This is a genomic window from Bradyrhizobium sp. Ai1a-2 (assembly GCF_000426245.1).
Classification (GTDB): domain Bacteria; phylum Pseudomonadota; class Alphaproteobacteria; order Rhizobiales; family Xanthobacteraceae; genus Bradyrhizobium.
The window spans coordinates 58,677-82,082 of record NZ_AUEZ01000004.1 but is presented as its reverse complement, the minus strand read 5'-3'; the positions used below and the strand labels follow the sequence as shown (position 1 = coordinate 82,082).

Here is a 23,406-nt window from a genome sequence, read left to right as displayed (position 1 = left end):
TCAGGATTTGAGGGCGGACTATTTTTCGGAGGTGGCTGGGCCCGGCTCGATGGCAGCAGTCGCCAGCTTGTTCGCCGGCGGGGCAACGGGTGGCTTTGCCGTCCTGGCCTTGATGAACCCGCGCTTCTCCAGGGTCTCGATGGTGTGCGGCGTGAGATCGTCGGTATCCAAGACGATGTTGCCACCGGCCGCGCTCGCCGCATCCGCATCTGCGGCCGGCTTGAATCGACGGTTCACGGTGTTGAATGGCTTCAAGACGTCGTAGTCCATCACGGACCTCCCTATTCTGCGTCGATGACGCGCCAGTCGATGCTGACCGAGCGCAGGTAATAATTGGCGTTCTCTTTGCCGGGATCGCTGGCGCCCATGTCAGCATCCATGAACTCGAGCCGGCCATTGAGCATCGTGGCGCCGCGAAACATATTCGCGAGCCCCTTCGCGATCCGACGCGCCTCTCGCGAACCGCTGCCGCGCGGCGTGAAGACGTGAAACCAAAGCGTGCCGTCTTCATCCCAGCGGTTGGCGGCCTGGTCCTCGCCGGCGCCGATCGATTGCTGGCCGTACAAGGTCGAGTCCAAGACTACGAGCACCCAATTTGAGACTTCGCCAGTTGGCGGGCCATCGCTGTCGTTCTCGTAGACGAGTGGCGCTAGCGAGGCGTCCCAGTTGCCTGGCACCCACTCCCCTGTCTCGAGATCCGTGTACCCGAGATATTCGCGGATCGCGTCGAACACGGGATCGTACGGCAGGGCCATCAGATCTCCTTCATCGACATGACCAACGCCGGATAGGTCATCTGCGCGCCGGCCTGGGTGTCCGGCCGCAACTTTGTGCGGGCGTACGGCCGATAACCGCGCCGGAAACGCCCCTTGAGGATGTAGCCGCCTGGTAGCGGGATCAGCGTCCGCTTGGCCGTGACGAAGTTTCCGAACCTCGCCATCACCATCTTGCGGACGTCTTCGATGACGCCTGGCGGCACCGACATCCGCATGTGCCCGACGTCGATCTTTCGGCTGTAGGGCTGATTGTTGGTCAAGATCACCGTCGAGTTGATCGGGATCTCGTCGAAGCTCTTGATGACGCCACCGGGCGTCATGATGAACCAAGACTTCTTGTAGTCGCCCGACTTCTCCGGCGATCGCTCAACTGCGGACTGCAGCGCAAATTCGATGATCTCGCGCCACCACTGGAAGACGTAGAGGATCGGGCCCGGCGGCACGACCGTCTCTTCCACGGCTCCGAGCACGCCGTTGACATAGCGGTCATATCGCTCTGACCCCTCGCCGTCCGCGATGGCCTTTGCGAGCTCGCTCTTCGCGAAGGCGGCCAATTCCCGGGCGATGTTCTCCGGCGCGATGCCGGCGGTGGCGAGTTGAAGATCCTTGGCGAAGGTCGATATCCGCGCCATCAGGCGCCCGATGTCGTGATATCGTAGCAGCCGAGATATTCTCGATGGTCGGCGTCCACGGCGTCGATCGTGGTCGCGACGTCGAGGTTCGCGCCAAAGAATATCCGGTCGCCCTTGACCGGCGGTACCGGGAATCCGGCGTCCTCAAGATCAAGACGCGAAACGATCAGCTTGCGAACGCCGACGGTTATGCCTGGAGCCAGTTCACCAGGCGCATAGCCCTTTGCGACAACTTTGACGTCCGCACGATTTGCAACGGTTTGCGGCGTCGTCTTTGTCATGCGCCGAAAACTGACGACGTGCCCTCGGCGCTGGATGCCTCGCCGCGCACGAGCTGCACCTGCCGTGTCCACTATCCGAACTCCGGCTCGTAGCAATAGATCTCCAGCATCGAGGCGATATCGGGCGGGAAAGCGCCGTTCTCCCCGATTTGGCCGACCCAGTAGTCGATTTTCTCGATGTCAGTCGTCCATTCCGACTTGACCATCGGATCTCGATCCGCGGCGAACCGCGCGGCCCTGAGCAGCCCAATGACCGCGCCCTCGATCGGTAGCGGCAACGTGAAATTGGCCGTCGCCGGCAGCGTCCAACCCGCCTTGTAGCGGACCACGGTTCGGACACCAGGTGCGTAGCCGAGGCTGGGCGGCGGCAGGACGCCCGTCCGCCTCATCTCGCCGCGCGCACCGTCAAAATCGTAATCCGAAGGATCGACCGTGACAGATCCGATCGTCACCGACACAATCTCGGTCACCGGGCGCCGGGCCATGACGATTTGCCGGCGACGGCGCCGATACCACGGGCTGTGGTCGAAATACTCATCGAGCGTCTCGAGGCCCAACGTCTTCGATCCGTCTGAGGCCATCGGCACGTCGATATAGTCGCAGACCATCGCCGAAAGCCGATTGATCAAGCGATCGATTTTGGCGTCTTCGGCGCTTCCGGTGATGCCGAGTTCGGTCTTGACGTTGTCTCGCGTCGTCAATTTCCGGTCCGTGGCGGCCGTCACGACCGAAAACATACGCGAGACCTCCTATGGATAGAAAGGCCCGGGGCAGAAAGCCCCAGGCATGCTCGCTTGGTCGGCTCAGCCAGCGACAACCGGGCTGTAACCGGCCTTCACCGCTTCGATGATATCGGCCTTTTCCGCCTTACCGGTCAGGTCGATGTTCTGGTCGGCGGCCACCTTCTGGAGCTCAGCCACCGTGAGGTCATCGAAATTGCCTTCGGCGACTGCCGTCTTGATCTGGACGTCACGCTCGATGGCGGCCACGATCTCGGCCTTTGTGGTCAGGCCAGTGAGGTCGACGCCAAGATTGGCGGCGAGAGCCTTCAGCTCCGCCACGGTCTTCTTGCCGAGATCGCTGCCGCCGTTGCCATTGGCTTCCTTGCCGCCGGTCGCCTCGGGCTGCCGACGGGTACCGCTGGGATCGCGCCGATCCCTATCCTGGAGATTGAGGGCAACATCCGAGGAGGCGCCCCTCGCTTTCGCAGCATCTTCCGGCGACGTGAAATGCGCCGCGCCCCGCTTCACCCACCGATCGGCCGATCGCAATGGAAGGTCGTAGGACTTGCCATCCTCGAAGCGCACTTCATCCGGGGTGCCCTTCCGGTTGTCGTCGACGACTCGCATCTCATCGAACGTAATGTTTGCCGTGTCGCTCATCTTCGCTGACTCCGCCAAGAATGGGTTTGGCAGCCCTCGAAAGGGCTGCCCCGATCCGTCGCTCACGCTGAACTGAGTTCAGCCCAACGCGAGGATCACTTGATGGTTTCGATGACAGACGTCGCCGGCGTGCCAGGCGCGTAGCGGGGGCACATGCCTAGCAGAACGGCACCGGAATCGCTGGTCGCGACCGCCGTTGTCATGGACAAACGAACGTGCGTGAAGCTGTTCGTGCGATCGAGCTCCTCGGCGCGGACGTTGATCTGCGCCTGCTTGTTCGACTTGTCGGTGCCGGCCTGGGTCATCTGGGTGATGGCCTTGCCGGTGACGTCCTTGGCGCCGGTGCCGCTCGAGTCCTGCGCCTGCTGCAGCTTGGCGTCGATCGTGGCGTTGACGCCGAGGTCGCCGGCCAGAACGATAGCGAGCAATTCCTCGAAAGCCGCCATCGAAACCCAACCAGTGGTCAAGGTGCCAGCCGTATTTGCATCGGGATCGATGATGCCGACCAACTGCACCTTCTCGCTCATGAGAGAAGTCATTGGAGGATTCTCCGTTTCGAAGTTGAAGGATGACCGCCAGGGATCTGAGCGGCGGAGATGGTGTCCCCGCCGACCAGGCCAGCGATCGCGGATTACGCGCGGTCGGCGAGCGTGACGAACGGGCTCAGGGTGTCCGAACCCTTGAAGGGGGTCAGCGGCGCATCCCAGATCGGCTGACCGTCCATCCGAGTGACGAACCGGAACGTGGTTTCGTCATTGATGAACCGAGCATGGATCGAGACGTCCTGCTTGAAACCTCCCTTCTGGATGGTGAGGTACTGGGCGAGGTCGACCAGCGCGATGTCGCCCTTGTCGCCCAGAGCCGAGTTGAACTCGGTCGGGACGATCGGACGACCGAGCAGACGCGCGAAGGGCTCGCCCTCGATCGTGCCCTGCGGCAGATAGATCGGCTTGTCGCCAATCTTCATCGTCATGAGTTGCGGCTCGATCTGCTGGTTGATCGTCCAAATCGCCGTCTTCCGGCTACGCAGCCACAGCCGGGCCCACATCTTGACGATGTTCTCGACGATCACGGTATCGGCGCCTTGGCTACCTTCGGGGTTGATCGTGACCAGCGACGGCGACTTGATGAAGCCGAGTGGCATGCCGGCGCCGTTGCCCTCGAAGATCGCGTCGTCGATCTTGAACGAGAACTCATCGCCGAAAACATCCGGGATGAAGCTGTTCAAGAAGACGGCGTCCTCGAGCAGTTCGTCGGTGGCGTACAGCAAGCCGGTCAGCTTGTGCAGGCGCAGATCCATCTGGCGGAACTGCAACGTCGTGCCAACCTTCTGCTGACCCTCGCCGGTCCAGAACGCCTGGACGCCGCCGAAGCGGGTGCCATTGGCGCGGCTTGAGTCCTTCAGGGCGTTGATCTTCACGCCGTTGGAGTTCGCGCCGACGGGCAGTTGCCGAGTCCGCGACAGCAGGTCGGACCGGTCGTAGGCCCGCATCATGAGCTCCGCGACGAAGTCCTGCTGGATGAGGTAGCCACCATCCTGGCCGCCGCCCTCGTTCATGCCGGCGGCCGCCTGCCACTCCAGACGGTCGTCGACTGCGATCCGACGGCCGGCGTTGACGATCGCCACCATCTGCTCGCCGAGCGTTCCGAACTTCTTCTTCGGTTCCGCGGCAACAGTGGGCGTGGTCCGCTCCGTGCGTTCGGCGGTGGTCTCGGCGTTCTCGCCCGTGGCCGGCGTCATGGCGCGCTTCTCATCCATGAGACGCTCCGCGGCCGCGATCGCCTGGTTGACGCGGGTCAGTTCGCTGACATACGCCGGCTTGTCACCTTCCGCGGCACGGTCGTCCACAATCGCGGACAGGCGGGCCTGCTCGGCATCGGTGATGGAGCCGTCGGCCACCTTGGCCGTCAGCGCGCCGGCCTCAGCGATCAACGCGACCTTCTTGTCGCGCAGTGCCTTGATCGACATTCGATCTCTCCTTCAATAAAAAAGGCGCCCGCGAAGGAGCGCCTTGGTTGCTGGTGGACTCAGGTGGAGACGTGCGGTCTCGACCGAGCCCGCATAGAAACGCAGAGATCAGGGTCGCTTCAGCGCCCCTACTCCGCGAATTCGAATTGAGACGAAGATCAGCGGGCGCCGAGCGCCACGAACGGCGATACCGTCAGCGTCGAGTTCTTGGGCGTGATCGGCGTCTTCCAGCCCGGCGCACCATCGACGCGATAGCGCAGCTTGAACGCGCTTTCGTCGGTCGAAAACTTGACGTGTATCGAGCTCAGGAAATCCGGGTTCTCGTCCTTTTGGGCGAGAATGTACTGGCTGAAGTCGCCCAGCAGAATATCGCCGGCCGAGCTCAGCGCAGGAGTGTATTCGCAGACCTCAATGGGATAGGTCAGGAGCCGACGCGTTCCGTCCGCGTCCGTGGTGAGCAACTTCTCATCCGAGTCCGCCGCCAATTGGAGGACAATCCCGAGCACCTCGTTGCTCATCAGCCAGATGGCGGAATTGTGCGATGGCCCCCAGAGCCGCTCGATCATGCGCACGAGGTTCGGATACAGAACCGTGCCAGCGGCTTGGCCCGATTCCTTTGGCACCGTAATCAGGGCCCCGGACTGCAGGACGCCCAGCGGCTTCCCGACGCCGCTCCCCGACACAATCGCGTTCTCGATGGAGAAGGAGGCCTCGAGCCCGAAAATCCGCCGAAGAGCAGCAACAAGTGCCGGCACGTCCTCAATGAGTTCGTCAGTCGCGAAGAACATGCCGAGCAACTTCTTGAGGTGCAGGGTTAGGAGTTCAAATCGAATGGGCGAGTCGTTGTCCGCGCCGGCCTCATCGGTCCAATACAACTGGGCACCACCGAACCGCGATCCGGTTGGCTGTTCGCCGTCGATACGGTCCTTCTCGGCAACCATCGGGATCACGACCCGATCACCCCGCGAAACCGGTTGACCGTCGCAGCGGGCCAAGATGCGTCCGGTCGCGTAAACCCGCGACCAAAGCTGTTCCGCGAACTGCGAAGGGACGAGGAAGCCGCCGGCGGCGCCGCCCGCCTCGTTCAGGCCGGTCGCCGCAGCCTGATAGACGAGACGTGGATCCGCTCGATCATTCGCCTCGGCCGACATCACTGCCGCGATGAAGTGGACGAAGCTCTCGAACTGCTGCGCCTGGACCTTGTTCATGGTTCCCCGCTATTTCGATTAGACGCTGAGGAGCGCGAGCCGCCGGCGAAGCACATGGGCGCGGTGCTGCCGCTCCGCCGCCTCGGCGTCGATCTGGGCTTGTGACGGAGGCGGCGGCGAGAAACTGCTGCCTTCGGCGAGCACGCAGACCCAGTCGCCTTGCCTCGAGATGCCGATCTTGCTGTAGACAGCAGCGCCATTGTCGACCGCGATGGTCACCGTGGTACCGGTTACGGTCACGTAGCTGGACTGGCTGTGGAACAACTCCGGTGCCATGACTACTTTCGCCGGCCACGGCTCCAGTACGTACGCCTTGATGGCGTCGCCATCCCGATCCCGCCGCACCGCGAACGGCTCGCAGCCCTCGAGTTCGACGACCTGGTCCGTCACGGCGGCTTCTTCAGTTTCGGCGGCAGCAGGCGCGATCTGGCCTTCAGGTGCCTGGGCGTCCTCGGCAGGCGCCTGGTCCTCGCCGCGACGCCGGCGGCCGTCCTCCGGCATCTCCATGGTCAGACCGACGCTCTGAAGCGCCAGCTTGATCGTGGCGACCTCGTCGACCATGCCGAGCCGCTTCGCCATCGGCGCGCCGTAGCACCGACCCTTGCCGAACTTCTGCAGCACGACATCCTTTGAGACGCCGCGGCCGCGCGCTACTGCGGTGAGGAAGTCGTCATAGGTCTGGTCGACCTCGGACTGATAGAACGCCCGCGCCTCGTCGCTGAGCGGCTCCATCGAATTGCCTTCGGTCTTGTACTCGCCGGCGTAGATGAAGGTCGGCTTCAAGCCGAAATCCGCCAGCATCGCGGAGCAGTCATAGTGGCACATGAAGACACCGATCGAGCCGATATCGGCCGACGGCACCGCGACGAGCCGGGTGCACTGCGAGCCGATCCAATAGCCGGCGCTGGCGCAGAGCGGGTTGATGATACCAACCACGGTCTTCTTCTTTGCGGCCTTGAACACGGCATCGGCGGCTTCCTGGGTGCCAGTGACGTGGCCACCAGGCGTGTTGATGTCGAGAACGATGGTGTCGACAGTGGGATCATTCGCGAGTTGATCCATGATCTGGGACAACAGCAACGTCGAGAAGCAGTACGGCTGGAATTCCAGATCGTAGAGCGCAACGCCGTGCATCGAGACAAGCGCGGTGTACTTGCCGGGCTTCGAGCTCGGCGTCATCTGCGGGCCGGCGGCGATCCGCACATGCATCGGTTCGCGATCGCCCTCGTCCTCGAGTCCATAAATCTCGCGGATTTCCTGGTCATGGACCTTGCCGCGCGCAATCTTCTCGAACAGGCCGCCCAGGACGGCGCCGAAGCCGTTCCGCAGGTCAAAGGCGAAGACCCGGCCGTTTGAGCTCCGGATCTCACGCTTGAACTGCTGCATCTTCCCCATTTCGGGCTCCGTGTTGCTTGAGAACGGCGGCAATCAGGCCGGCAAGCTTCTCTTCCCGGTGATCGAGCAACGCCAAGAAATCGTTCGCCTTCAGCGCCTCATCGCGCTGATGCGCGCAGTATCGTTTCGCGTCCGGCCTCGATATGCCGAGTTGCGACATCACGAAGCTGACGTGACCGCCGTAGAAAGCCTTGATGAACTCGCGCAGCCCATCGGGATCCGCGGCGAACCGCTGCGACGCCTTGCGGAGGGTTGCGTTCTCCTTGTTGGCGACTCGAGCGGCGACTGCTTCCGGCGTGTTGTCCTCGATCTTCGGCGCCGGCGCCGCGATCGCATCCGTCTCATCGTCCGAACCTTGGCGCTGTTGCCCGGCGGGCGTCGGCGACGCCTTTTCGTACCCGCCGCGGGACACTTGGTCGGCCCAGGGTTCATTGATGCGGTTCATCCCTTCGGCGACCCGCACCTCGTTGACGGTCATCCAGCCAGGTGCACCACCGCTTCCAAGCGCCGACGACCAATAGTTCCGACGGGCCTCGAGATTGCCGCGCTCGAGCGCATCGAGGTTAAATTTGATCTCATACAGCCCCGTCGCGATGATGAGATCGCGACGAACGGCCTGTTCGATCCGGCGCGCCCATGGCCGGATCGTGTACTTCACGAAGTTGATGGACTGCTCTTCGACGGTCGACCGATTCGTCTGGTCGTCGACGCCAAGCATGTGCAGCGGAATCCGGAAGTAGCGCGCGAGTTCCGCGATCTGCCACTTCCGGGCTTCCAACAGTTGGGCCTCGCTCGCCTTCATGGCGGCGGGCTCGAACTTTGCTCCGTCCTGGAGGATCGCCGGCCGGTGGAAATTCTCCGGACTGGCGTACTTCTCCATCAACCTGGCAATCAGATTGCGGATTGCCTCGCGGCTCATCCTCTTCTGGGTGGTGATGAAACCACCCATGTTGAGGTTGTTCGAAAAAATGCGCGAGGCATACTGATCGGCAGCAACGCCGAGACCTATCGCTTCCGCGGCGAGGTCGATCATGCTGAGGCCGTTGACGCCGTCCAGCGACAGGCTCGGAATGCGCAAGACCTCATCCTGCAACAGAACCCGAGATCCTCCTGAATTCGGGTTCGATACCGTGAAACGCAGTGTTTCATCGCGAAGCTGATCTTGAACGACGCGATCGCTGCGCAGGAACTTCAACTGATCGACGGCGCCGCGCGGACCAGGCACGATCTCGGCGTAGCCGGTGCCGAACAGCACGGTATGAAAGATGATCGATTCCCAGAACTCGACAGCGGTCTGCGTCCGGTTGGGCTGATACCGGATCAGTTCCGCAATCGGATGGCTCGGCCATGGCTGACGGCCATCATCCGGCATGATCTTGTTGATCGAGACCGGAAGGCTGGCGATGGTCTCGGCCAACACCTTCGCGCATGCCGCGAACGCCGAGAGGCGCATCGCCGCCATTGGTGTGATGCGAACGCCAGCGGTCGAGCGCTTTCCTACCGACTCGTAGTAAAAATCAGCGTCGTCGCCATAGTAGCGGTCCTGGTCGGAATCGTCGGCCCGACGGCCAAGCGACCAGACTGCTGCAGCGGCGTTGTTTATCCAACCCATGGGCGATTTTTGTCCTGATGAGTTGCGGGGGAGACCAACGGGCAGCGACCGCGGCCGCCGGCATCACACCAGGACGTCTTCGTCCTCGTAAGCTGATCCTGCCGGTTCTGGATTCATCGACATCAGCGACACCGCATTGAACATCGCCATCAGAGGGTCGATTTTTGCCATGCCGCTGATCTGCTTCGTGACGAGCGTCGCATTGCCGCGCTGCTCCGCCTTAGCGTTCCCGACCGACCAGGACATAAGCCGAGATCCCTCGTGGATTAGGGTGCCAGCGGCGACCCTGCGCTCGGCATCCTTGATGGCGCCGTTGAGCTTCCAGCCTTGGGAGATACCGACGATGCGCTCCTTCTCGAGACCACGCGCCTCGCTGGTGAGTTCGTCGACAATGGAGCCAATGCCGGCGGCGTCGACTGCGATCGCTGCGTCTTCGGCAAGCTTTCCGGATTCCTCGATCGTCATCACGATGTCAGCGACGGCGGTGACGTCATCGCCCGGATTTTCCACAATCGTGAGCGTGTTTTCCTTCACGAGTTCCTGGAGTTCGGTCGCGATTTGCTGCCGACGCTTCAGCACGATCTTGTGCGCCCACGCTCTGGCCCAGCACAACCATTTCCGCTTCGTCAGGTCTTCTGCGGCGCCTGACGGCCGCTTTAGCCGGCCGAGAACCACCAGCCCTAGGAGATCGTCGAGGCCTCCGCCGTCGATGCCGACAACCACAACCTCGCAACGCCGCAGCAGATCCTGCAGGGAGGTTACACGTTCGGTGGATTCGGCCCAGAAATCAGCGCCAGCCCAGCGGTTCGCGCGCAACCGCTGTCCAATCGGTACATTCAGGTGCTTCGCGAGGAAGACGTTCAGATCGGCCTTGTCGCCGCGCTGCGCCTTGGCGAGTTCCTCCAAAAGCCAATCGGTGAAGACTGACTTTTCGAGGTTTGGGTTCGTAATGCGCCAATTCGCCGGGTCCAGGTAGGCCTCAGACTCGAGCATGGGTTCGGGCCATTCGAAAAGAATGCCGAAGCTCTTTGGATCCGTGATCCGTCCGTCCCGGATGTCGCGGTAGTATTCGAGTTTCTCCTTGAACACGCCCGCCGGCTCTTCGTCCGAATGCGTGGACAGGAAGATGACGAAGCCTTCCTTCTTCGAGACAAGGCCACCGGTTGCCTCGCGCAACATGGCGCTGGCGCCGGCGCGCTTGCCGAAAACCCACAATTCGTCGACGAGAACGAAAGCGGCCTTCTTGCCGGAAACGGTATCGGTGTCGGCTGCGACGACCTTCAAGACCGCGTTCGTTACGAGGTGTTTGATCTGGCGGAAGTTCTCCTGAATGTGCAGGAGATCCTTCAGTTGCTCATCGTAGAGCACCATGTCGCGCGCCGGCTCAAAGGCGTTTTTTGCGACCTCGAGCGTAGGCGCCAAGATAAGGAGCTCGGCGGAATGCCTCCAATTCCGGATCAGCGCGGTGATCATGATCGCCGCAGCGATCGTCGACTTTCCGTTCTTCTTGCTGATCAGCAGAAAGAATTCCCGGATCAGTCGTTTGGCGCTGGCGTGATCGTATGCCCCGAAGATTGCCAGAACGAAATCGAAGACCCACGGCTCGCTGGCCTCGCCGAACGTCGGCGGACGCATCTCGCCTGTCTCGGGATCCTCGATGAAAGTGGCATCGACGATCTTCAGCGATTTGAAAACATCTAGCGCCGCGTAAGCCTCTTCCGGGAAGAGGGGCTCAAACGGGACGAGCGTCTCGCCGGCGACGATTCTCCTCTCCCAGTCGATACACGCCGTCGACCAGTGAAGGGTCACTCGCCGCCCGCGGCCTTGGTGTTATCGACAGCCAGCCTCGGCGGCGGCGGCGGCGCGTAGACCCCGCTTACCTGGGCAGCCGCCTGTTTCCGCAGTTCCTTTTTGCCAGGCTTTTCGGCGACCGGCGCTTTCTCCGGCTTCGGCATTTTCCCGCCGCGACCGTTTACCGCTGCGGCCGCACCGGCAACCCGCCCCATGTCGTCGAGCCGCTTGATCGCCGAGGTGTTCTTGGCTTTCGCCGCCTCGAAGAGCAGGTTGACCACCTCGCGCCGGCGGTTCGCGTACCCGTTCGCGAGTTCTTCCGGGCAATGTTTCCGCATCGTGTCGACGTCGACACCAAGCGACCGCGCAATCGTGGCGTCGGACTCGCCGCAGAACTTCATCCGCTCGATCGTGGTCCGATCGTCGAGGGTCGGCTTCCAGGATGGCCGCCCGCCGGCATTCCGTTTCCGCGTTGCTCGCTTCCGCGTCTTCCGCTTTTTCGGCTCTGCCGGTTTTTCGGTCATTTTGCGATCTCGGCCAAAAATTTCGGCCGCCTCAAAAAAATTGTGCGGATGCGACCCCAAGCGGTCCCGGGTCCTGCCGTCTTTCGGGAATTTGCCCCCCCCTGCCCCCCTTGCTCGAGGTCCGCCGACGGGGGGCGGGTTGGCGGTTGGCTGGCCCGGCTTGGCTGTTGCGAGCGTCGCGGGTCGGGTTGCCCGACCATGTCCGGCGGCGCCCATGGCACCCGGCGCCGCCCCGCCGCAACGTGCTGGCGTTACCTGGCTGGCGTGTGCGTTAGGTGGTGACCAGTTGACGTGGCGGACTACGCGCCGTCATCCGGGAACGTGGCCGCATGCGGCGGAGCGCTATCGCTCGGCAACCCGTCCCATGGGTCGGGGCTGCAGCGCTCTAGGCGGATGACGGGCAAGATAACAACGGTTGCGGATTCATCGCTGGCAGGGACTGCACGCGCGGCGGCGCCGCCGGCAGGGACAGCGAACGCGACGACGTCACCCATGGGCGCTACCGCTCCGCCTTGCCACGGGCAAAGGCGACCATGGCTGCAACGGTACCGAGCGCCACGACTTGGCCGCGCCGAGCGCGGCGCCAACGCTTCGCTACTCGCCATGTCCCGATGGCTTGGCCTGGCGCAGGATCGCCAGTCAGCACCGTGGCGGACTCCTCAATCTCGATTATCGGCCGGCCGAACCAACCGCACCGCAACCGCGCGTTGCCGGTTGGGCGCCACGTTCCAGCAATCGGCGCAGCTGCATTGGTCGGGTTGGCCATGGTGCACCGTTGACATGCGAAACCCGCCGAGACCTTTCGGCCTGGCGGGTTGCCCGTGGTGACAATCCTTCACTGTTCCCGCTCTGAATCGGAAAATGAGTCGGCTGTCAAACCGACGCGGCGGCGCTTGCCCGTTGATAGGCGCGCTCCGCCGGGTTGCTGCGACTCAAATCTGTGATAGGTCCGCCTAGTGTGGGTTAACCCGGAAACGTCACTACGGAGTGAGATGGCATGGCGAGGAAAAGCGCGACAAAGTCGGCCGACGTCCGAGCGCCGCAAAAGCGCGATTTTGCATCTGGTGACGCGTCACTGCGAATCAGCGCGGCCGACTTCGTGGCCTGGCAGGACCGGCTAGGCCTGTCCAATAACGCCGCGGCGCGCGCCATTTTCGCCTCGCCGAACTCGATAGCGATCTACCGCGCCATGGGCGCCGGCCCTGACGTCGCGCTGCGCTGCAGGGCGGTGGAGCTCGGCATCTCGGCCGGCGACAGCTGGCAATTCATTGAGCGGGCAGGCAAATTGCTGGCGCAGTACCGCGCGCTGCATCCCTGATCTGTGACGCCGAACTAACTTTTTTCGGCCGAACGTCACTTTTTTGCGTTTTGCCTGTTGACACGGCCGGCCGGTCCTGTATGGTGCTTTCACTGAACGCGCAATTGTGCGCAACCGAAAAAGGGAAAACGACTATGGCCGTCATCAAGACCAAAGACCTTCCGCCCTGCCCCGACTTCACTCAAGGCCTTGGCACCATCGGCTATCTCGAAATGCTCTGCCGCAACATCGAGGAGGAACAGAAGAGCAAGCCGGCCGCTCTGCAACCCGCCCAGACGGAAACCAACCCGTTCTGGATTTTCGGAATCAAGTAAGGACTACCGGCGCGGTCAATCGGCCGCGCCACTCTCTCAAGCGCGATTGTGCGCAACTCCAAAGGCCCGGCGAAATGAACGCTCTCATTTCCTTCTGCATCGCCAACCCGATGTTTCCGGTTTTCGTCCTGCTCATCCTGGCCGCGTTGGGCCTAATCGTCCTTTTTGTTTTCGAGTACAGTGAACCGCTACCGCGGCGCCGCCGGGCGATCCGCCACCGCGCGCGCCGTTCCCGCCGCTAAGCTTCGACCCGCGCAATAGTGCGCAATTCGAAAGGTAAGATCATGAAAGACTTTTTGCTTTTTCTCCTCTTCGCCAGCGTCGGCACATTCGTCATCGTGGCGTGCTGTATCTGACGATTTGCAGCCTATGCCGTGCACGCCACGGCATAACCGGCAAATCGCCGAAACCGCGCAATAGTGCGCACCTGAAAAGGAAGTATCTGCAATGACCGTCTACACCTCAACCGCCCGCTTCGATGACTCCGCCCGCGCCCTGACCGAAACCGAATTGCGCAAGCTGGCGCCGTCCGTTTTCGCGGTTGACGCGCACCACTCGCGTTCTGACCGTTTTCAGCCAATCCCGACTTTCGACGTGCTGCGCGCGCTGATGGCGGAGGGCTTCCAGCCTGTCGGCGCAAAGCAGAGCGTCGCGCGGATCGATGATCGCCGCGACTTCACGAAGCATCTTATCCGTCTCCGCCGTCTCGACAACGCCGCGGCGTATAGCGTCGGTGACACCGTCTGCGAAATCCTCCTCAAGAACGCGAATGACGGAACGTCAGCCTATGACCTGATCGCGGGACTTTTCCGCGTCCGTTGCCTCAACAGCCTTGTGGCACAAGTCGGCACCATCGATTCCGTGAAGGTCCGCCATACCGGCACCGCGCAGGACGTTTCGCACAAGGTGATCGAGGGCACGTATCGGGTTTTGGGCGAAGCACAGAAGGCGCTTGCGGCGCCGCAGGACTGGGCGCGCCTGGCCCTCAACAGCGACGAAAAGCAAGTGCTGGCGGAGTCCGCGCACGTTCTGCGGTTTGGCGACGCGGAAGGCGAAACCAATACGCCGATTCAGCCCGCGCAACTGCTCCGCCCGCGGCGCCGTGATGACACCGCGTCGGACCTTTGGACCACGTTTAACGTCGTTCAGGAAAACGTCATTCGCGGCGGACTCACAGCGCGCGGCCGTGACGCTAACAATCGCCCTCGCCGCGTCACCACGCGCGCCGTCAATGGTATCGATCAAGACGTGAAACTGAACCGCGCTCTTTTCACTCTCGCGGCGAAAATGGCGGAGCTCAAGGGCGCCGCTCCGCTCGCGGCCTAAGCGATTGCAGCCCATGCCCGGGCTTGTCCCGGGCATGATCGGCAACCGCCGAACCGCGCAATTGCGCAACCATGAAAGGGAAACCGCTATGAAGTATCGTCGCCACGATTCCGACCGCAAGCCGATTGATAAGCGGACTCGCCGCGCCGCATTGAGCCACGGTAAGCGCGCGTTTCTGAATTCGTGCCTGTGAAGGCCTATCACCTCGCAAGGCTGGCACGCCTTCTCTACATCGTTAGTGACGCTGGCCTTGCGCTGCTCATGATCCGGATTCTATTCATCCCATAGGGGACGCTAAATGGACCTGCAGAACTCCCACCTTCCGCCGATAGGCGCACGCGTCACGAATGGCACCGATGACCGCGATTTGGGAATCGTTGTCGATGTCCGCGACAATGCGAACGGACCGCTTCAAGTCAAATGGGATAACGGCGAGACAACATGGCAGGGCGCCGCCGGCATCTATTTGGCGCGGCCGAATTCGTTTCTTTACAATTGCTGCTCTGGCCAGATTGCGCCCGATTGGTCGCAATTCAAGTCGCTGGAAATCGGCGGATGCGTCACCGAGACGGAAGAAAATGGCGACACGTTCACCATCGGCGGGAAGTCCAACAGTGAAGCCGAATTCTGGACGATTTACGCTCGCCATCATTCCGGCGAGGCGCAAGCAATCACAGACTGCACAACTCGCGATGCAGCGGAATGCGCGGCCTCGCAACTCCGCGACATTTCCCGCCTTCCCATGTCTTGACGTTGCGATACTGCGCTGGCCTGGCCCAGCGCAGCACGGAACGCCAAAGCGGGCCAACGCGCGATTGTGCGCAACTCGAAAGGATACTGACATGCGCGGAATTTGGACTCTCTACGTAGACCAATTCGGCAACCGCTGGGGCGCCAGCACCATTGCGGAGCTGCGTAGCAAGATCGGCGGCGGACGGGTCGCGAAAATGTACCGCGACAAGCCGGACGGTAGCGCCGTGCACTGCGGTTACATCGTCGGGCCGCATTGGTGCACGGCTTATCGGCCGGTTGAGTTGGCAGCCTAGCCGCACCGTTTCGACGATTCAAACCGCGCGATTGTGCGCAACTGAAAGAGGAGCAATCTAGCATGGCATGGCTGTTCTATGATTTTTTCGACCATCCGACGATTCACGGCCCGCTTCCGGAAAAGCGTTGGGTGCCTTCCGCTAACGACAAGCGGCACAAGGTCCGGCATAGCTCGAAAGTCACGCGCAGCACCGGCGGCGTTTCCGCCGATGACTTGAACGCGCGGCATGCGGTCGCGTACGCGCATTGGCTGGCGCGCCGCGATGCAATCGAGATTCCGGCGGGGCTTGAGTATGTGGTGGATTGGTCCAGCGTGACCGGCCCAAATGGCAAGTTGCAAAAGCGTGTCCGTGCGGTCGAATTCGGCAAGCGTCGGACCACGTCCAGCGGCTACGGCCGCACCGCCTGCACAACGCACCATTGGGACGTCGTGTCGCGGATCGAGATTCCCAATTGGGATTGGCAGCCCGCCGAACCGGTTGAGGAGATAATTCCGGAAGCGGTACCGGTCCCGGTTGCGCCTTCTCTCAAGATCCCGGGCAGGATCCTGCGCACGTCTTGCCTTGTGCCCGTTATGGCGCGTGTCCCGGTTGCGCCTTCCTGCGCAATTCGGCTTGCGGCCTGACGGTGGCGCCGATGAAACGTAAACCTGAATCGACGTTCTCGGAAATGTGCGACGCTTTGAAGTCGAGGCCGGCGCCGCGCTCACAATCGGAATGGCGCGCGGCCTCAACAGCAATGCGCCTGGCCCGGCGCCACCCCTCGCGCGTCGGCCGAACGATCTATATCGAATGCGGAACCTTCCGGCGCCGTATCTACCTTGAAGCGACATGGGGCGGGATGAATTGCTACAACGGCCCTCACCCCGTTCGGCCTCGTCAACATGATCGCGCACCACCGATTCATGTATCTGCGGGGCCTCCGGAATGGCCGCGTTCAATTCGCGAGGGACTTCGCACGCGCCTCACGTCTTGACGGTCCGGTGCCGCTGCCATGACGCGCAAACCGCAACCACGCAAATTGCGTTGTCCCCACTGTCACCAGTTGCGGCCGTTCTATTTGATCGTCCGCCATATCGAACAGTGCGAGGCCCTGCGCTAGGGCCTCCGCTACGGCTGATTTCCCGTTGATAGCCGCGACTCCCGGTCACGGCTGATTCCCGAAAAGCGCGATTGTGCGCAAGATGAAAGGAGCAACCACTATGACCATGACTGCTACTTATTGCCCTGACGACAACCGCCTTCGCCTCTATTCCGTCTCGCGCCTCGATCCCGAGACATACGCGCGCGTGAAAGCCGCCGGCTTCAAGTGGGCGCCGAAACAGGGGCTTTTCGTCGCGCCGACCTGGACGCCAAGCCGGGAAGATTTGCTGATTGAGCTCTGCGGTGAGATCGGCGACGAGGACACAAGCCTTGTAGATCGCGCCGAGCAGCGCGCCGACCGCTTCGAGGAGTACAGCGACAAGCGCTTGGCCGAAGCCAACCGCGCCCGCGACGCGGTCGACCAAATCGCCGAACGCTTCGCGTTTGGGCAGCCCATCCTCGTCGGCCATCACTCGGAGAAGAGCGCGCGAAAAGACAAAGAACGCATGGACAACGGCATGCGGAAGGCGCTGAAACTCTGGGACACCTCGAATTATTGGACGGCGCGAGCCGCCGGCGCCCTCGCTCATGCGAAGTATAAGGAGTTGCCGGCGGTGCGTCATCGCCGCATCAAGGGCATTGAGTCCGACAAGCGGAAGCTGGAGAAGCAGCAGGCGGAGACCGAAAGGCAGCTGAAGGGCTGGCAGATCGTCGCCGGCATCACGGACCCCGGGAGGCAGCGCGCCGCCGGTTTGGCCGTGGCCAACATCGGCGGTTATTGGTCGATGTCGTTTCCGCTGGCCGACTATCCGCGCGACCCGCCGGCCTCGCAGTATGAGGGACCGATGGGCCTTTGGTCGGCGATTGACGGGAACGTCATCACCGCCGCGCAGGCTGCCGCCATTGCGATTCCGAGCCTGGAACGCTCAGGGCCTCGGCGGGACCGTTGGATGGCGCACTATGACAACCGGCTGGCCTATGAACGGGCGATGTTGGCCGAGCAGATCGGCACGGAGGCGACTGCCAACCCGCTTGCGGACCGCTTCGCCTTCGCGGTCGGCGGTCAGGTGCAGACCCGCCGCGGCGACGAATGGCTTACGGTGCTGAAGGTCAACAGGGGCGCCAACGGTTCGGTTTCCAGCATGACGACGACCGCGCCGGCCGGATCGCGCTCCAAGCAAGCGCGCTGGAGCGTGGAAAGCATCCGCGATTATCGGGCACCGAGCGCGGAGAACGTCGCCGCGGCGAAGGCCGCCGCCAAGCTCCCGCCGATCTGCAACTATCCTGGCGAGGGATTCCGCGAGATGACGGAAGCCGAATGGAAGGCGCGCCGGCAGTTCTCTGATTTCCCGTATATCGGCAAGGTGAAGGAGACCGAGACCCACGGCGCGCACCGTGTCCGCCAAATGCCGGTGCCTGGCGAGTTCTGGAAGAAACAGCAAGTTTTCATCACGGATGCAAAGCGCGTCGACCCGCCCAAGATCGCGCGGCCCGCGGAGCCGAAGGAGCCGGCCGAATTCGTGGCGGTGTATGTCGCGCCGCCCGCGGTCGATCTTGACGACATGCTGGCGACGGTCGGCGAGATCATGGCCGAGCCGCACCCTGTCCCGCGGGCGATGACCCTGGATGCGGCCGCGCTCGCTTTCACCAAAGGCGACCGCTTCACTTTTCAAGGCGAGTCTTGCGAAGTGCTTCGAACCGAGGATGGTTTTGTTGAGCTGAAAACCGCCTGCCTTAATGGCAGCAAAGGGTGGAGATGGGTTAAGATCGACGAGTTGCGCAGCGCGTTGGATTGCAGCCTGCCGGATGCGCCCGCGCTCGACCCTCTCCCGGATACGGCCGATTTGCCGCCTCCCTCGCCTACGGCTGATTTTGAGGCCATGCGGGCGGTGCTGCGCGGCGGCGGCGTGCAAGTTGTCGTCGCACCGCAATTGTTCGAAACGCCGCCGAGGCTGGCCGCTGACGTCGTCGAGTTCGCCGAGATCGAGCCCGATCATCGTGTCCTGGAGCCGAGCGCTGGAACCGGCGCCCTCCTCCGGGCGATTGGTCCAGCGCCCGATAAGGTGGCGGTCGAGATCAACCCGCAATTGGTGCAGGCCCTGGCCAGTGCGCCAGTTAGCGGCCTGCGCATTCACTGCGCTAACTTCCTCAAGTGCAGCACGGACGAGCTCGGCAAGTTCGATCGCGTCTTGATGAACCCGCCATTCAAGGATGGCGACGATATCCGGCATATTGAGCACGCCCGCACGTTCTTGCGGCCTGGCGGCCGGCTCGTCGCGATCTGCGCCGACGGCCCGCGGCAGCGCGCGCGCCTTGAGCCGATCGCTCTCGAATATAGGCCGCTGCCCGCCGGCTCGTTCAAGTCTGCCGGCACGATGGTGAATACCGCGCTGGTGGTGATCGACGGGCCGCCGGGATAGCCCCGGCTGCGCCCTCCCGCTTACGACCGATTTCCCGTTCCCCTCGGCTACGGCCGATTTTGAAGAGGAGATTTACCCATGTCGACCCAACTGACGTCTGAGGAACAGATGCTGCTCAATGAACTCATGAAAGGACCGCGCACCGATCACGACCGCATCCCCGAGCGTGTTCTCGTCAATACCGGGATGGCTCGACGTGTCGACCCCGGTATGATCGAGATCACGAATGCGGGACGGACCTGGGCAAGGATGCCCGACGTCGCCGAAGAACTCGGCCACGCACGCGCGAACGTTCACAGATTCGAGCGCTTCAAGGCTAGTGAGCCGGCGCGCAGCATCTTTCGGAAGATGGGTCTTCTCGAATACCTCGAGTCGGCGCAGAGTTGGCGGCATCTCCGAAGTTCTATCGTGCAGTTCAACGATCCTGACAAAGGGCGTTTCGTGAAACTCGCCAAGCAATGCGACGGCGTCTGCAGTTCGGGCGAGCGGGTCTTGCTGCACGCCATCCTCTACGTGACCGACTTCGCATGGCTGGCCGACAAGCTCGGCGGCAAGGAGGTCTGGCAGCGCATGGACCGCGCGGGCGGCGAGTATCGCGCGGCCGTCGCGGCTTGCATCGGTGCCGAGGTTTATTGACATGAACGGAGAACAGACCCTGATCAATGCGGGCTTCAAGATCGTTACGCGCGCCGAGTTCGAGGCCACAACCGACGTGCCCGCCGGCATGCGCCTCGTTGCTGAACGAATCTTCAAGCGCTGGGGCGGCGACTTCGTCGTTTACGATCCTGCCGGCGGCGATCGCGGTTGGCTTCTCATCGACGACGACCGCGACCAGATCATAGGCGAAACGGTCGAGCATCTCGGTCGGACGCCGGCGGCGCCGCTAGAAGATGTGGCGCAAGGCTCACTGTTCTGATCCTCCCGGATACGATCAATTTTCAGAAGAAAGGAGACCCGCAATGAACGTCTTTCCCACCGGCATTTTGAAGAACACCGCCACTGGGCGCTTTCACCCGATTCCGTTCCGTGCCTACCCGATGCCTGGCAACGCCGATGCCGAGATGACCGCTTAGCGCTACAAGTCGATCGGTCACCACTCCGATGGCTATCCGACACTGGAGGAGGCCCAGGCGTATATCTCGACCAAGCACAGCGATGCAAACCGGATGATCTTCACTGGGGTCATCTGGGAATGGGACGGCACGGGCGTGCCTGCCATGGTCGAATTCTTCGACCTGAAACGAGTTCTTGAGACAGCCGGTCAATCCTGATCCCCGGATACGATCGATTTTCAAACCGAAAGGAGGAATGCATGCAACATCAAGTCATCAATCGCCTGTTGGGTGTCGGTACCCTGACCTGGTGCGGGTCGGAGCGCCGCAGCGATCGTTACGGCACGGTCTATTTGATCCAGGACGGCCAGACCTCGCTCACCACGATCCCGTCGCCTTCGCTGATCGATCGCGAGACGGCTCGCATCTTCGATGGCCACAGAGGCGATCTGGTCGCGGTCGTCAAAGAGACTCGCGAGAGCACGCATATTGGCGATCTCTTCCGCGGTGTTTCGCCGCGCACACCGGAGATCGGCCAGATCATTGTTCTCGGTTCTGGCGCGCTGTTCTCTGAACCGGCGCCGGAAGGCGGACTCATGGTTGGGCTGCGTCCTAACGACGGTCGCTCCACCGATTGGCTCAACATCAGGGCGCTTTACGACGCTCACGAGCAATCGGTCGAATTGAACTTCCATCCGACCAGGTGAAGGAGGATATAGATGCCAACCGACTACAAACTTGGGACCTGTAAGTGGTGCGAGACTGTGGGCGAAGTGTTTCGCGACAATATGCTTTGCGACGACTGCGACAGCAACACGGTCTACTGCCTCGTTTGCCGCCAGCGGCAGCATTACGAATCAAAGTGCCGGCACATTTTCCAAAGCCATGGCTGGGCTGAGTGGCATGGCGCCGGCGTCGATCCGAATGACGAAGAGATGAAGGTGCCTTTCCATCGGCTCTTATCAGCGATGGGAGAGGACTTCGCTGTCGATCTCAAGACGGCAATCCGTTCTGGCAAGTTCTATACCTGGATCGTCGCTCCGATGATCGGCGGTGGCGGCTCGCTCTATCTCTACGGCATGCCTGACCGCGACGGCCGCCGAATGGTTGCGTCGTGGGGTGACGTCCTAATCGGACTTGGCGAAGGGCAGCACGCCGATGACCTCGCGGACGGATATCACTGGCTGGTCAGCCTCCACCAGCGCCGCACCACCAAAGCCAACCGAACCACTATCGCGTGGATCGACCAATGGCTTTGGCCCTTCGCGCGTCAGGGAATGGCGTCATGAGCAGAACCGTTAGGCGCGTGCCCGCCGACTGGAAGCACCCGCGCAACTCCGCCGGCCGCTATATCCCGCTGGCCGAGGCCCTCCCGGATGCGCCCGCGCCTTATCCTGCCGCCAGCTATATGCCGGCGTGGCCGGCGATGGAGCGGACGCACTGGCAGATGTACGAGACCACCAGCGCCGGGACACCGGTATCGCCGCCCTGCGCTTCGACTTGCGAGCTCGCCAAATGGCTGGCCGACCATCACGTCGAGGCGGGACCTGGCTTTACCGGAACCGAAAAGGAATGGCTGGCGGCGATCGAGCGCGGCGGCGTCATCCCGCCGGTGATGACGGTCGGCAGGCACCTGGTATCCCCGCTGGACTTCAGCTAGCCGACGGGGACTCCCGGCTACGATCGATTTTGTGCTAACCCCTCGGCTACGGCCGATTCCGGGCAACCGTGCCCAATTGGAAAGGATCCTCAGATGGCCCCACCTCGATTTATTCACCGCAAGATCTCGGGCGCAGATTTCGATACCGAGTTGGCACGGCAGGGCCTGACCCGGAAGTCCTTCGCGCGCGTGTTCTGCCAGAACCTGGTAACTGTGAACCGATGGGGCCGCGAGAAGGATGGCCAGGTCCAGGATATTCCGACCTGGGTGCCGATCGCACTGACGCTCCTGACGGTCCCGAATGCGCTCGGGACCGCGCGCATGGCCGCCGCGGCAATGATCCAGGCGGACCGACTCCATCCCGAACTCGGCGAATTCCCCTACCAGAAGCTGAGGCAGATGCCGGCTGATGCCGACGTCGAGGACTGACGCTACGACCGATTGTCCTTCCCCCGGCTGCGCCTTCCTTTCTTGGCGCGCCGTTTCTTCGCCGGCGGTCGCTTTGCTGTCGGCGCCGGCGGCGCTTCCTTCGCCGCGGCCGCAGCATCCCGCGCGTCGAGCTCGCTTTTCAGGGCCTGATTGCGCGCGTATCTGGCTTCTCGCAAGGCCCTAAGCTGGTCGGCGCGAGGTGATGGTTCCTTCATGATGTATCCTCCAATGCGGTTTCGATGATTTCCCCGATCCGGAGCCGCCGCCAAAATCGCGATCCATCCGCGCGCTCGCACAGCCGCTCGGCCCGTATCCCGAGCAGTCCTTGTTTGAATCGCACCCGCCCGAGTTCGGCCACGCCAAAGGCGTCTCGGTCCGGTGGCGCTGGCGGCCAACTCGACATTCTCCCCTCCTACGATTTCATGCGCCGGGCTCGAGCCTGAATGCCTGCTCGGGTGTTGTGCGAATTGCATGCTGCGCGCCCATTGTTCAGATCAAGCGCGAGATCTGGGCGATCACGGATGGTTTCGATGTGGTCGGCGTAGATCTGGTCACCATTCGCCTTGCTACGCTCACACCGCCGGCCAGTGCGCTCGTCGACATGTTCGCACCGCCAACCGGCGCGCTGCTTGACCTGCCGTGCCCAATTCTCGTGCTCGGCGCTCTGATAGTGAGGATCTGCCTTCTTCGGCAGCGGCTTGGCCTTCCGGGTGTCGAGGGTAGCGATCCTGGAGCCGAGGGTGGGAATACGGGCCCGCTTCACGATGCAGCCCCGACGGACATAGCTCTGGCCGAAAAACCAAAGCCGCCGCGCGTCGCCCGCGCCACGAGCATCGGATTGCGAGAGGCGACCACAGGAGCATAGGTGTTCGGAACGAATACGACTCCGCCATGACCGGCCGGATTTGGCGCAGCCTGGCATTCCTGTTTCGTCTGCGCGCGACATTCCGTAGCCGAGGCGTATGGGGGGCCGGCCGCTGGTCGATCACCGCAGCCAGACAACAACGGCGCCAACAACAAGACCTTCGCACTCCGCTTCATTGTCGTTCCCCTCGCCTTGGACCAAACATGCGGCGCCCAATCGCCCTGAGCATCTCGCGCTGGTCCCAGGTCAACTGATCCTTGTCGACGTCAACCAAGAGCAGACCGTATTCCCGCCAGACCCGCGCCTTGGTCTCGAGCGGCGTC

27 protein-coding genes and 1 pseudogene are annotated in these 23,406 nt (G+C 62.5%); 13 read left to right on the top strand and 15 right to left on the bottom strand.

The window, feature by feature from the left end; translation table 11 throughout:
• Positions 1 to 18: 18 nt before the first annotated feature.
• The 14 genes and pseudogenes from K288_RS0104505 to K288_RS0104445 all read right to left on the bottom strand — a co-directional run bounded on the left by K288_RS0104505 (position 19) and on the right by K288_RS0104445 (position 11,447).
• A complete protein-coding gene (locus K288_RS0104505) occupies positions 19 to 270 on the bottom strand; it encodes a hypothetical protein (protein ID WP_027578479.1) in 252 nt (83 codons plus the stop codon).
• 11 nt (positions 271 to 281) lie between these two features.
• On the bottom strand, positions 282 to 755 hold the full coding sequence (locus K288_RS0104500) for a phage tail terminator-like protein (RefSeq protein WP_027578478.1): 474 nt from the start codon (positions 753 to 755) through the stop codon (positions 282 to 284).
• Positions 755 to 1,408, bottom strand: a complete 654-nt coding sequence (locus K288_RS0104495; RefSeq protein WP_027578477.1) for a hypothetical protein — start codon at positions 1,406 to 1,408, stop codon at positions 755 to 757. Before K288_RS0104495 ends, K288_RS0104500 begins: the two co-directional genes overlap by 1 nt.
• Positions 1,408 to 1,689 (bottom strand): hypothetical protein, encoded by a 282-nt coding sequence (locus K288_RS0104490; protein WP_027578476.1) that lies wholly within the window; start codon positions 1,687 to 1,689, stop codon positions 1,408 to 1,410. Before K288_RS0104490 ends, K288_RS0104495 begins: the two co-directional genes overlap by 1 nt.
• Positions 1,690 to 1,760: 71 nt before the next feature.
• A complete protein-coding gene (locus K288_RS0104485; RefSeq protein WP_027578475.1) occupies positions 1,761 to 2,426 on the bottom strand; it encodes a hypothetical protein in 666 nt (221 codons plus the stop codon).
• A gap of 66 nt (positions 2,427 to 2,492) precedes the next feature.
• Positions 2,493 to 3,071 carry a Rho termination factor N-terminal domain-containing protein gene (locus tag K288_RS0104480; protein ID WP_152535383.1) on the bottom strand — a complete coding sequence of 193 codons (579 nt, stop codon included), beginning with the start codon at positions 3,069 to 3,071 and terminating at the stop codon, positions 2,493 to 2,495.
• A 95-nt stretch (positions 3,072 to 3,166) separates the two neighbouring features.
• Positions 3,167 to 3,610 (bottom strand): hypothetical protein, encoded by a 444-nt coding sequence (locus K288_RS0104475; protein WP_027578473.1) that lies wholly within the window; start codon positions 3,608 to 3,610, stop codon positions 3,167 to 3,169.
• 92 nt (positions 3,611 to 3,702) lie between these two features.
• The gene (locus tag K288_RS44665) at positions 3,703 to 5,040 is read right to left on the bottom strand and encodes a phage major capsid protein (protein WP_051334356.1); all 1,338 of its coding nucleotides are present in this window, start codon (positions 5,038 to 5,040) and stop codon (positions 3,703 to 3,705) included.
• A 158-nt stretch (positions 5,041 to 5,198) separates the two neighbouring features.
• Entirely contained in the window at positions 5,199 to 6,248 is a 1,050-nt protein-coding gene (locus K288_RS0104465) for a phage major capsid protein (RefSeq protein WP_027578471.1), read from the bottom strand.
• A gap of 18 nt (positions 6,249 to 6,266) precedes the next feature.
• On the bottom strand, positions 6,267 to 7,643 hold the full coding sequence (locus K288_RS49430) for a S49 family peptidase (RefSeq protein WP_051334355.1): 1,377 nt from the start codon (positions 7,641 to 7,643) through the stop codon (positions 6,267 to 6,269).
• Positions 7,615 to 9,255: a phage portal protein gene (locus K288_RS44655; protein ID WP_051334354.1), complete on the bottom strand. Its 1,641-nt coding sequence runs from the start codon at positions 9,253 to 9,255 to the stop codon at positions 7,615 to 7,617. The genes K288_RS49430 and K288_RS44655 overlap by 29 nt, the downstream gene beginning before the upstream one ends.
• 63 nt (positions 9,256 to 9,318) lie before the next feature.
• Positions 9,319 to 10,344: a terminase TerL endonuclease subunit gene (locus K288_RS55660; protein ID WP_343207742.1), complete on the bottom strand. Its 1,026-nt coding sequence runs from the start codon at positions 10,342 to 10,344 to the stop codon at positions 9,319 to 9,321.
• Between the two features lie 33 nt (positions 10,345 to 10,377).
• A pseudogene (locus K288_RS55655) lies at positions 10,378 to 10,890 on the bottom strand (terminase large subunit); the annotation flags it as partial.
• A 170-nt stretch (positions 10,891 to 11,060) separates the two neighbouring features.
• Complete coding sequence (locus tag K288_RS0104445; protein ID WP_152535382.1) at positions 11,061 to 11,447, bottom strand: hypothetical protein; 387 nt, start codon at positions 11,445 to 11,447, stop codon at positions 11,061 to 11,063.
• Positions 11,448 to 12,567: 1,120 nt separating this feature from the next.
• On the opposite strand from K288_RS0104445, the gene K288_RS0104435 reads away from it, so the two are divergent.
• From K288_RS0104435 to K288_RS0104350, 13 genes are all read left to right on the top strand, one after another.
• Positions 12,568 to 12,888, top strand: a complete 321-nt coding sequence (locus K288_RS0104435) for a hypothetical protein (protein ID WP_027578467.1) — start codon at positions 12,568 to 12,570, stop codon at positions 12,886 to 12,888.
• A gap of 134 nt (positions 12,889 to 13,022) precedes the next feature.
• A complete protein-coding gene (locus K288_RS0104430; protein ID WP_027578466.1) occupies positions 13,023 to 13,202 on the top strand; it encodes a hypothetical protein in 180 nt (59 codons plus the stop codon).
• 447 nt (positions 13,203 to 13,649) lie between these two features.
• Complete coding sequence (locus tag K288_RS0104420) at positions 13,650 to 14,528, top strand: DUF932 domain-containing protein (RefSeq protein WP_027578465.1); 879 nt, start codon at positions 13,650 to 13,652, stop codon at positions 14,526 to 14,528.
• Between the two features lie 298 nt (positions 14,529 to 14,826).
• Positions 14,827 to 15,279: a hypothetical protein gene (locus K288_RS0104405; RefSeq protein WP_027578464.1), complete on the top strand. Its 453-nt coding sequence runs from the start codon at positions 14,827 to 14,829 to the stop codon at positions 15,277 to 15,279.
• A gap of 91 nt (positions 15,280 to 15,370) precedes the next feature.
• Entirely contained in the window at positions 15,371 to 15,574 is a 204-nt protein-coding gene (locus K288_RS0104400; RefSeq protein WP_027578463.1) for a hypothetical protein, read from the top strand.
• A 62-nt stretch (positions 15,575 to 15,636) separates the two neighbouring features.
• Positions 15,637 to 16,200 (top strand): hypothetical protein, encoded by a 564-nt coding sequence (locus K288_RS0104395; RefSeq protein WP_027578462.1) that lies wholly within the window; start codon positions 15,637 to 15,639, stop codon positions 16,198 to 16,200.
• 576 nt (positions 16,201 to 16,776) lie between these two features.
• A complete protein-coding gene (locus K288_RS49425; protein ID WP_051334353.1) occupies positions 16,777 to 19,077 on the top strand; it encodes a DUF3560 domain-containing protein in 2,301 nt (766 codons plus the stop codon).
• Between the two features lie 78 nt (positions 19,078 to 19,155).
• Positions 19,156 to 19,713 (top strand): hypothetical protein, encoded by a 558-nt coding sequence (locus K288_RS0104385; protein ID WP_027578461.1) that lies wholly within the window; start codon positions 19,156 to 19,158, stop codon positions 19,711 to 19,713.
• 1 nt (position 19,714) lies between these two features.
• Positions 19,715 to 19,993, top strand: a complete 279-nt coding sequence (locus tag K288_RS0104380; protein ID WP_027578460.1) for a hypothetical protein — start codon at positions 19,715 to 19,717, stop codon at positions 19,991 to 19,993.
• 396 nt (positions 19,994 to 20,389) lie between these two features.
• Positions 20,390 to 20,836, top strand: coding sequence for a hypothetical protein (locus tag K288_RS0104365; protein WP_027578459.1), 447 nt, complete (start codon positions 20,390 to 20,392; stop codon positions 20,834 to 20,836).
• Positions 20,837 to 20,848: 12 nt separating this feature from the next.
• Positions 20,849 to 21,418: a hypothetical protein gene (locus K288_RS0104360; protein ID WP_152535381.1), complete on the top strand. Its 570-nt coding sequence runs from the start codon at positions 20,849 to 20,851 to the stop codon at positions 21,416 to 21,418.
• Complete coding sequence (locus K288_RS0104355) at positions 21,415 to 21,789, top strand: hypothetical protein (protein ID WP_027578457.1); 375 nt, start codon at positions 21,415 to 21,417, stop codon at positions 21,787 to 21,789. The genes K288_RS0104360 and K288_RS0104355 overlap by 4 nt, the downstream gene beginning before the upstream one ends.
• A gap of 93 nt (positions 21,790 to 21,882) precedes the next feature.
• Positions 21,883 to 22,218, top strand: coding sequence for a hypothetical protein (locus K288_RS0104350; RefSeq protein ID WP_027578456.1), 336 nt, complete (start codon positions 21,883 to 21,885; stop codon positions 22,216 to 22,218).
• A 412-nt stretch (positions 22,219 to 22,630) separates the two neighbouring features.
• On the opposite strand, the gene K288_RS0104340 is transcribed toward K288_RS0104350, so the two are convergent.
• Positions 22,631 to 22,981: a hypothetical protein gene (locus tag K288_RS0104340; protein WP_043159316.1), complete on the bottom strand. Its 351-nt coding sequence runs from the start codon at positions 22,979 to 22,981 to the stop codon at positions 22,631 to 22,633.
• Positions 22,982 to 23,406: the final 425 nt, after the last annotated feature.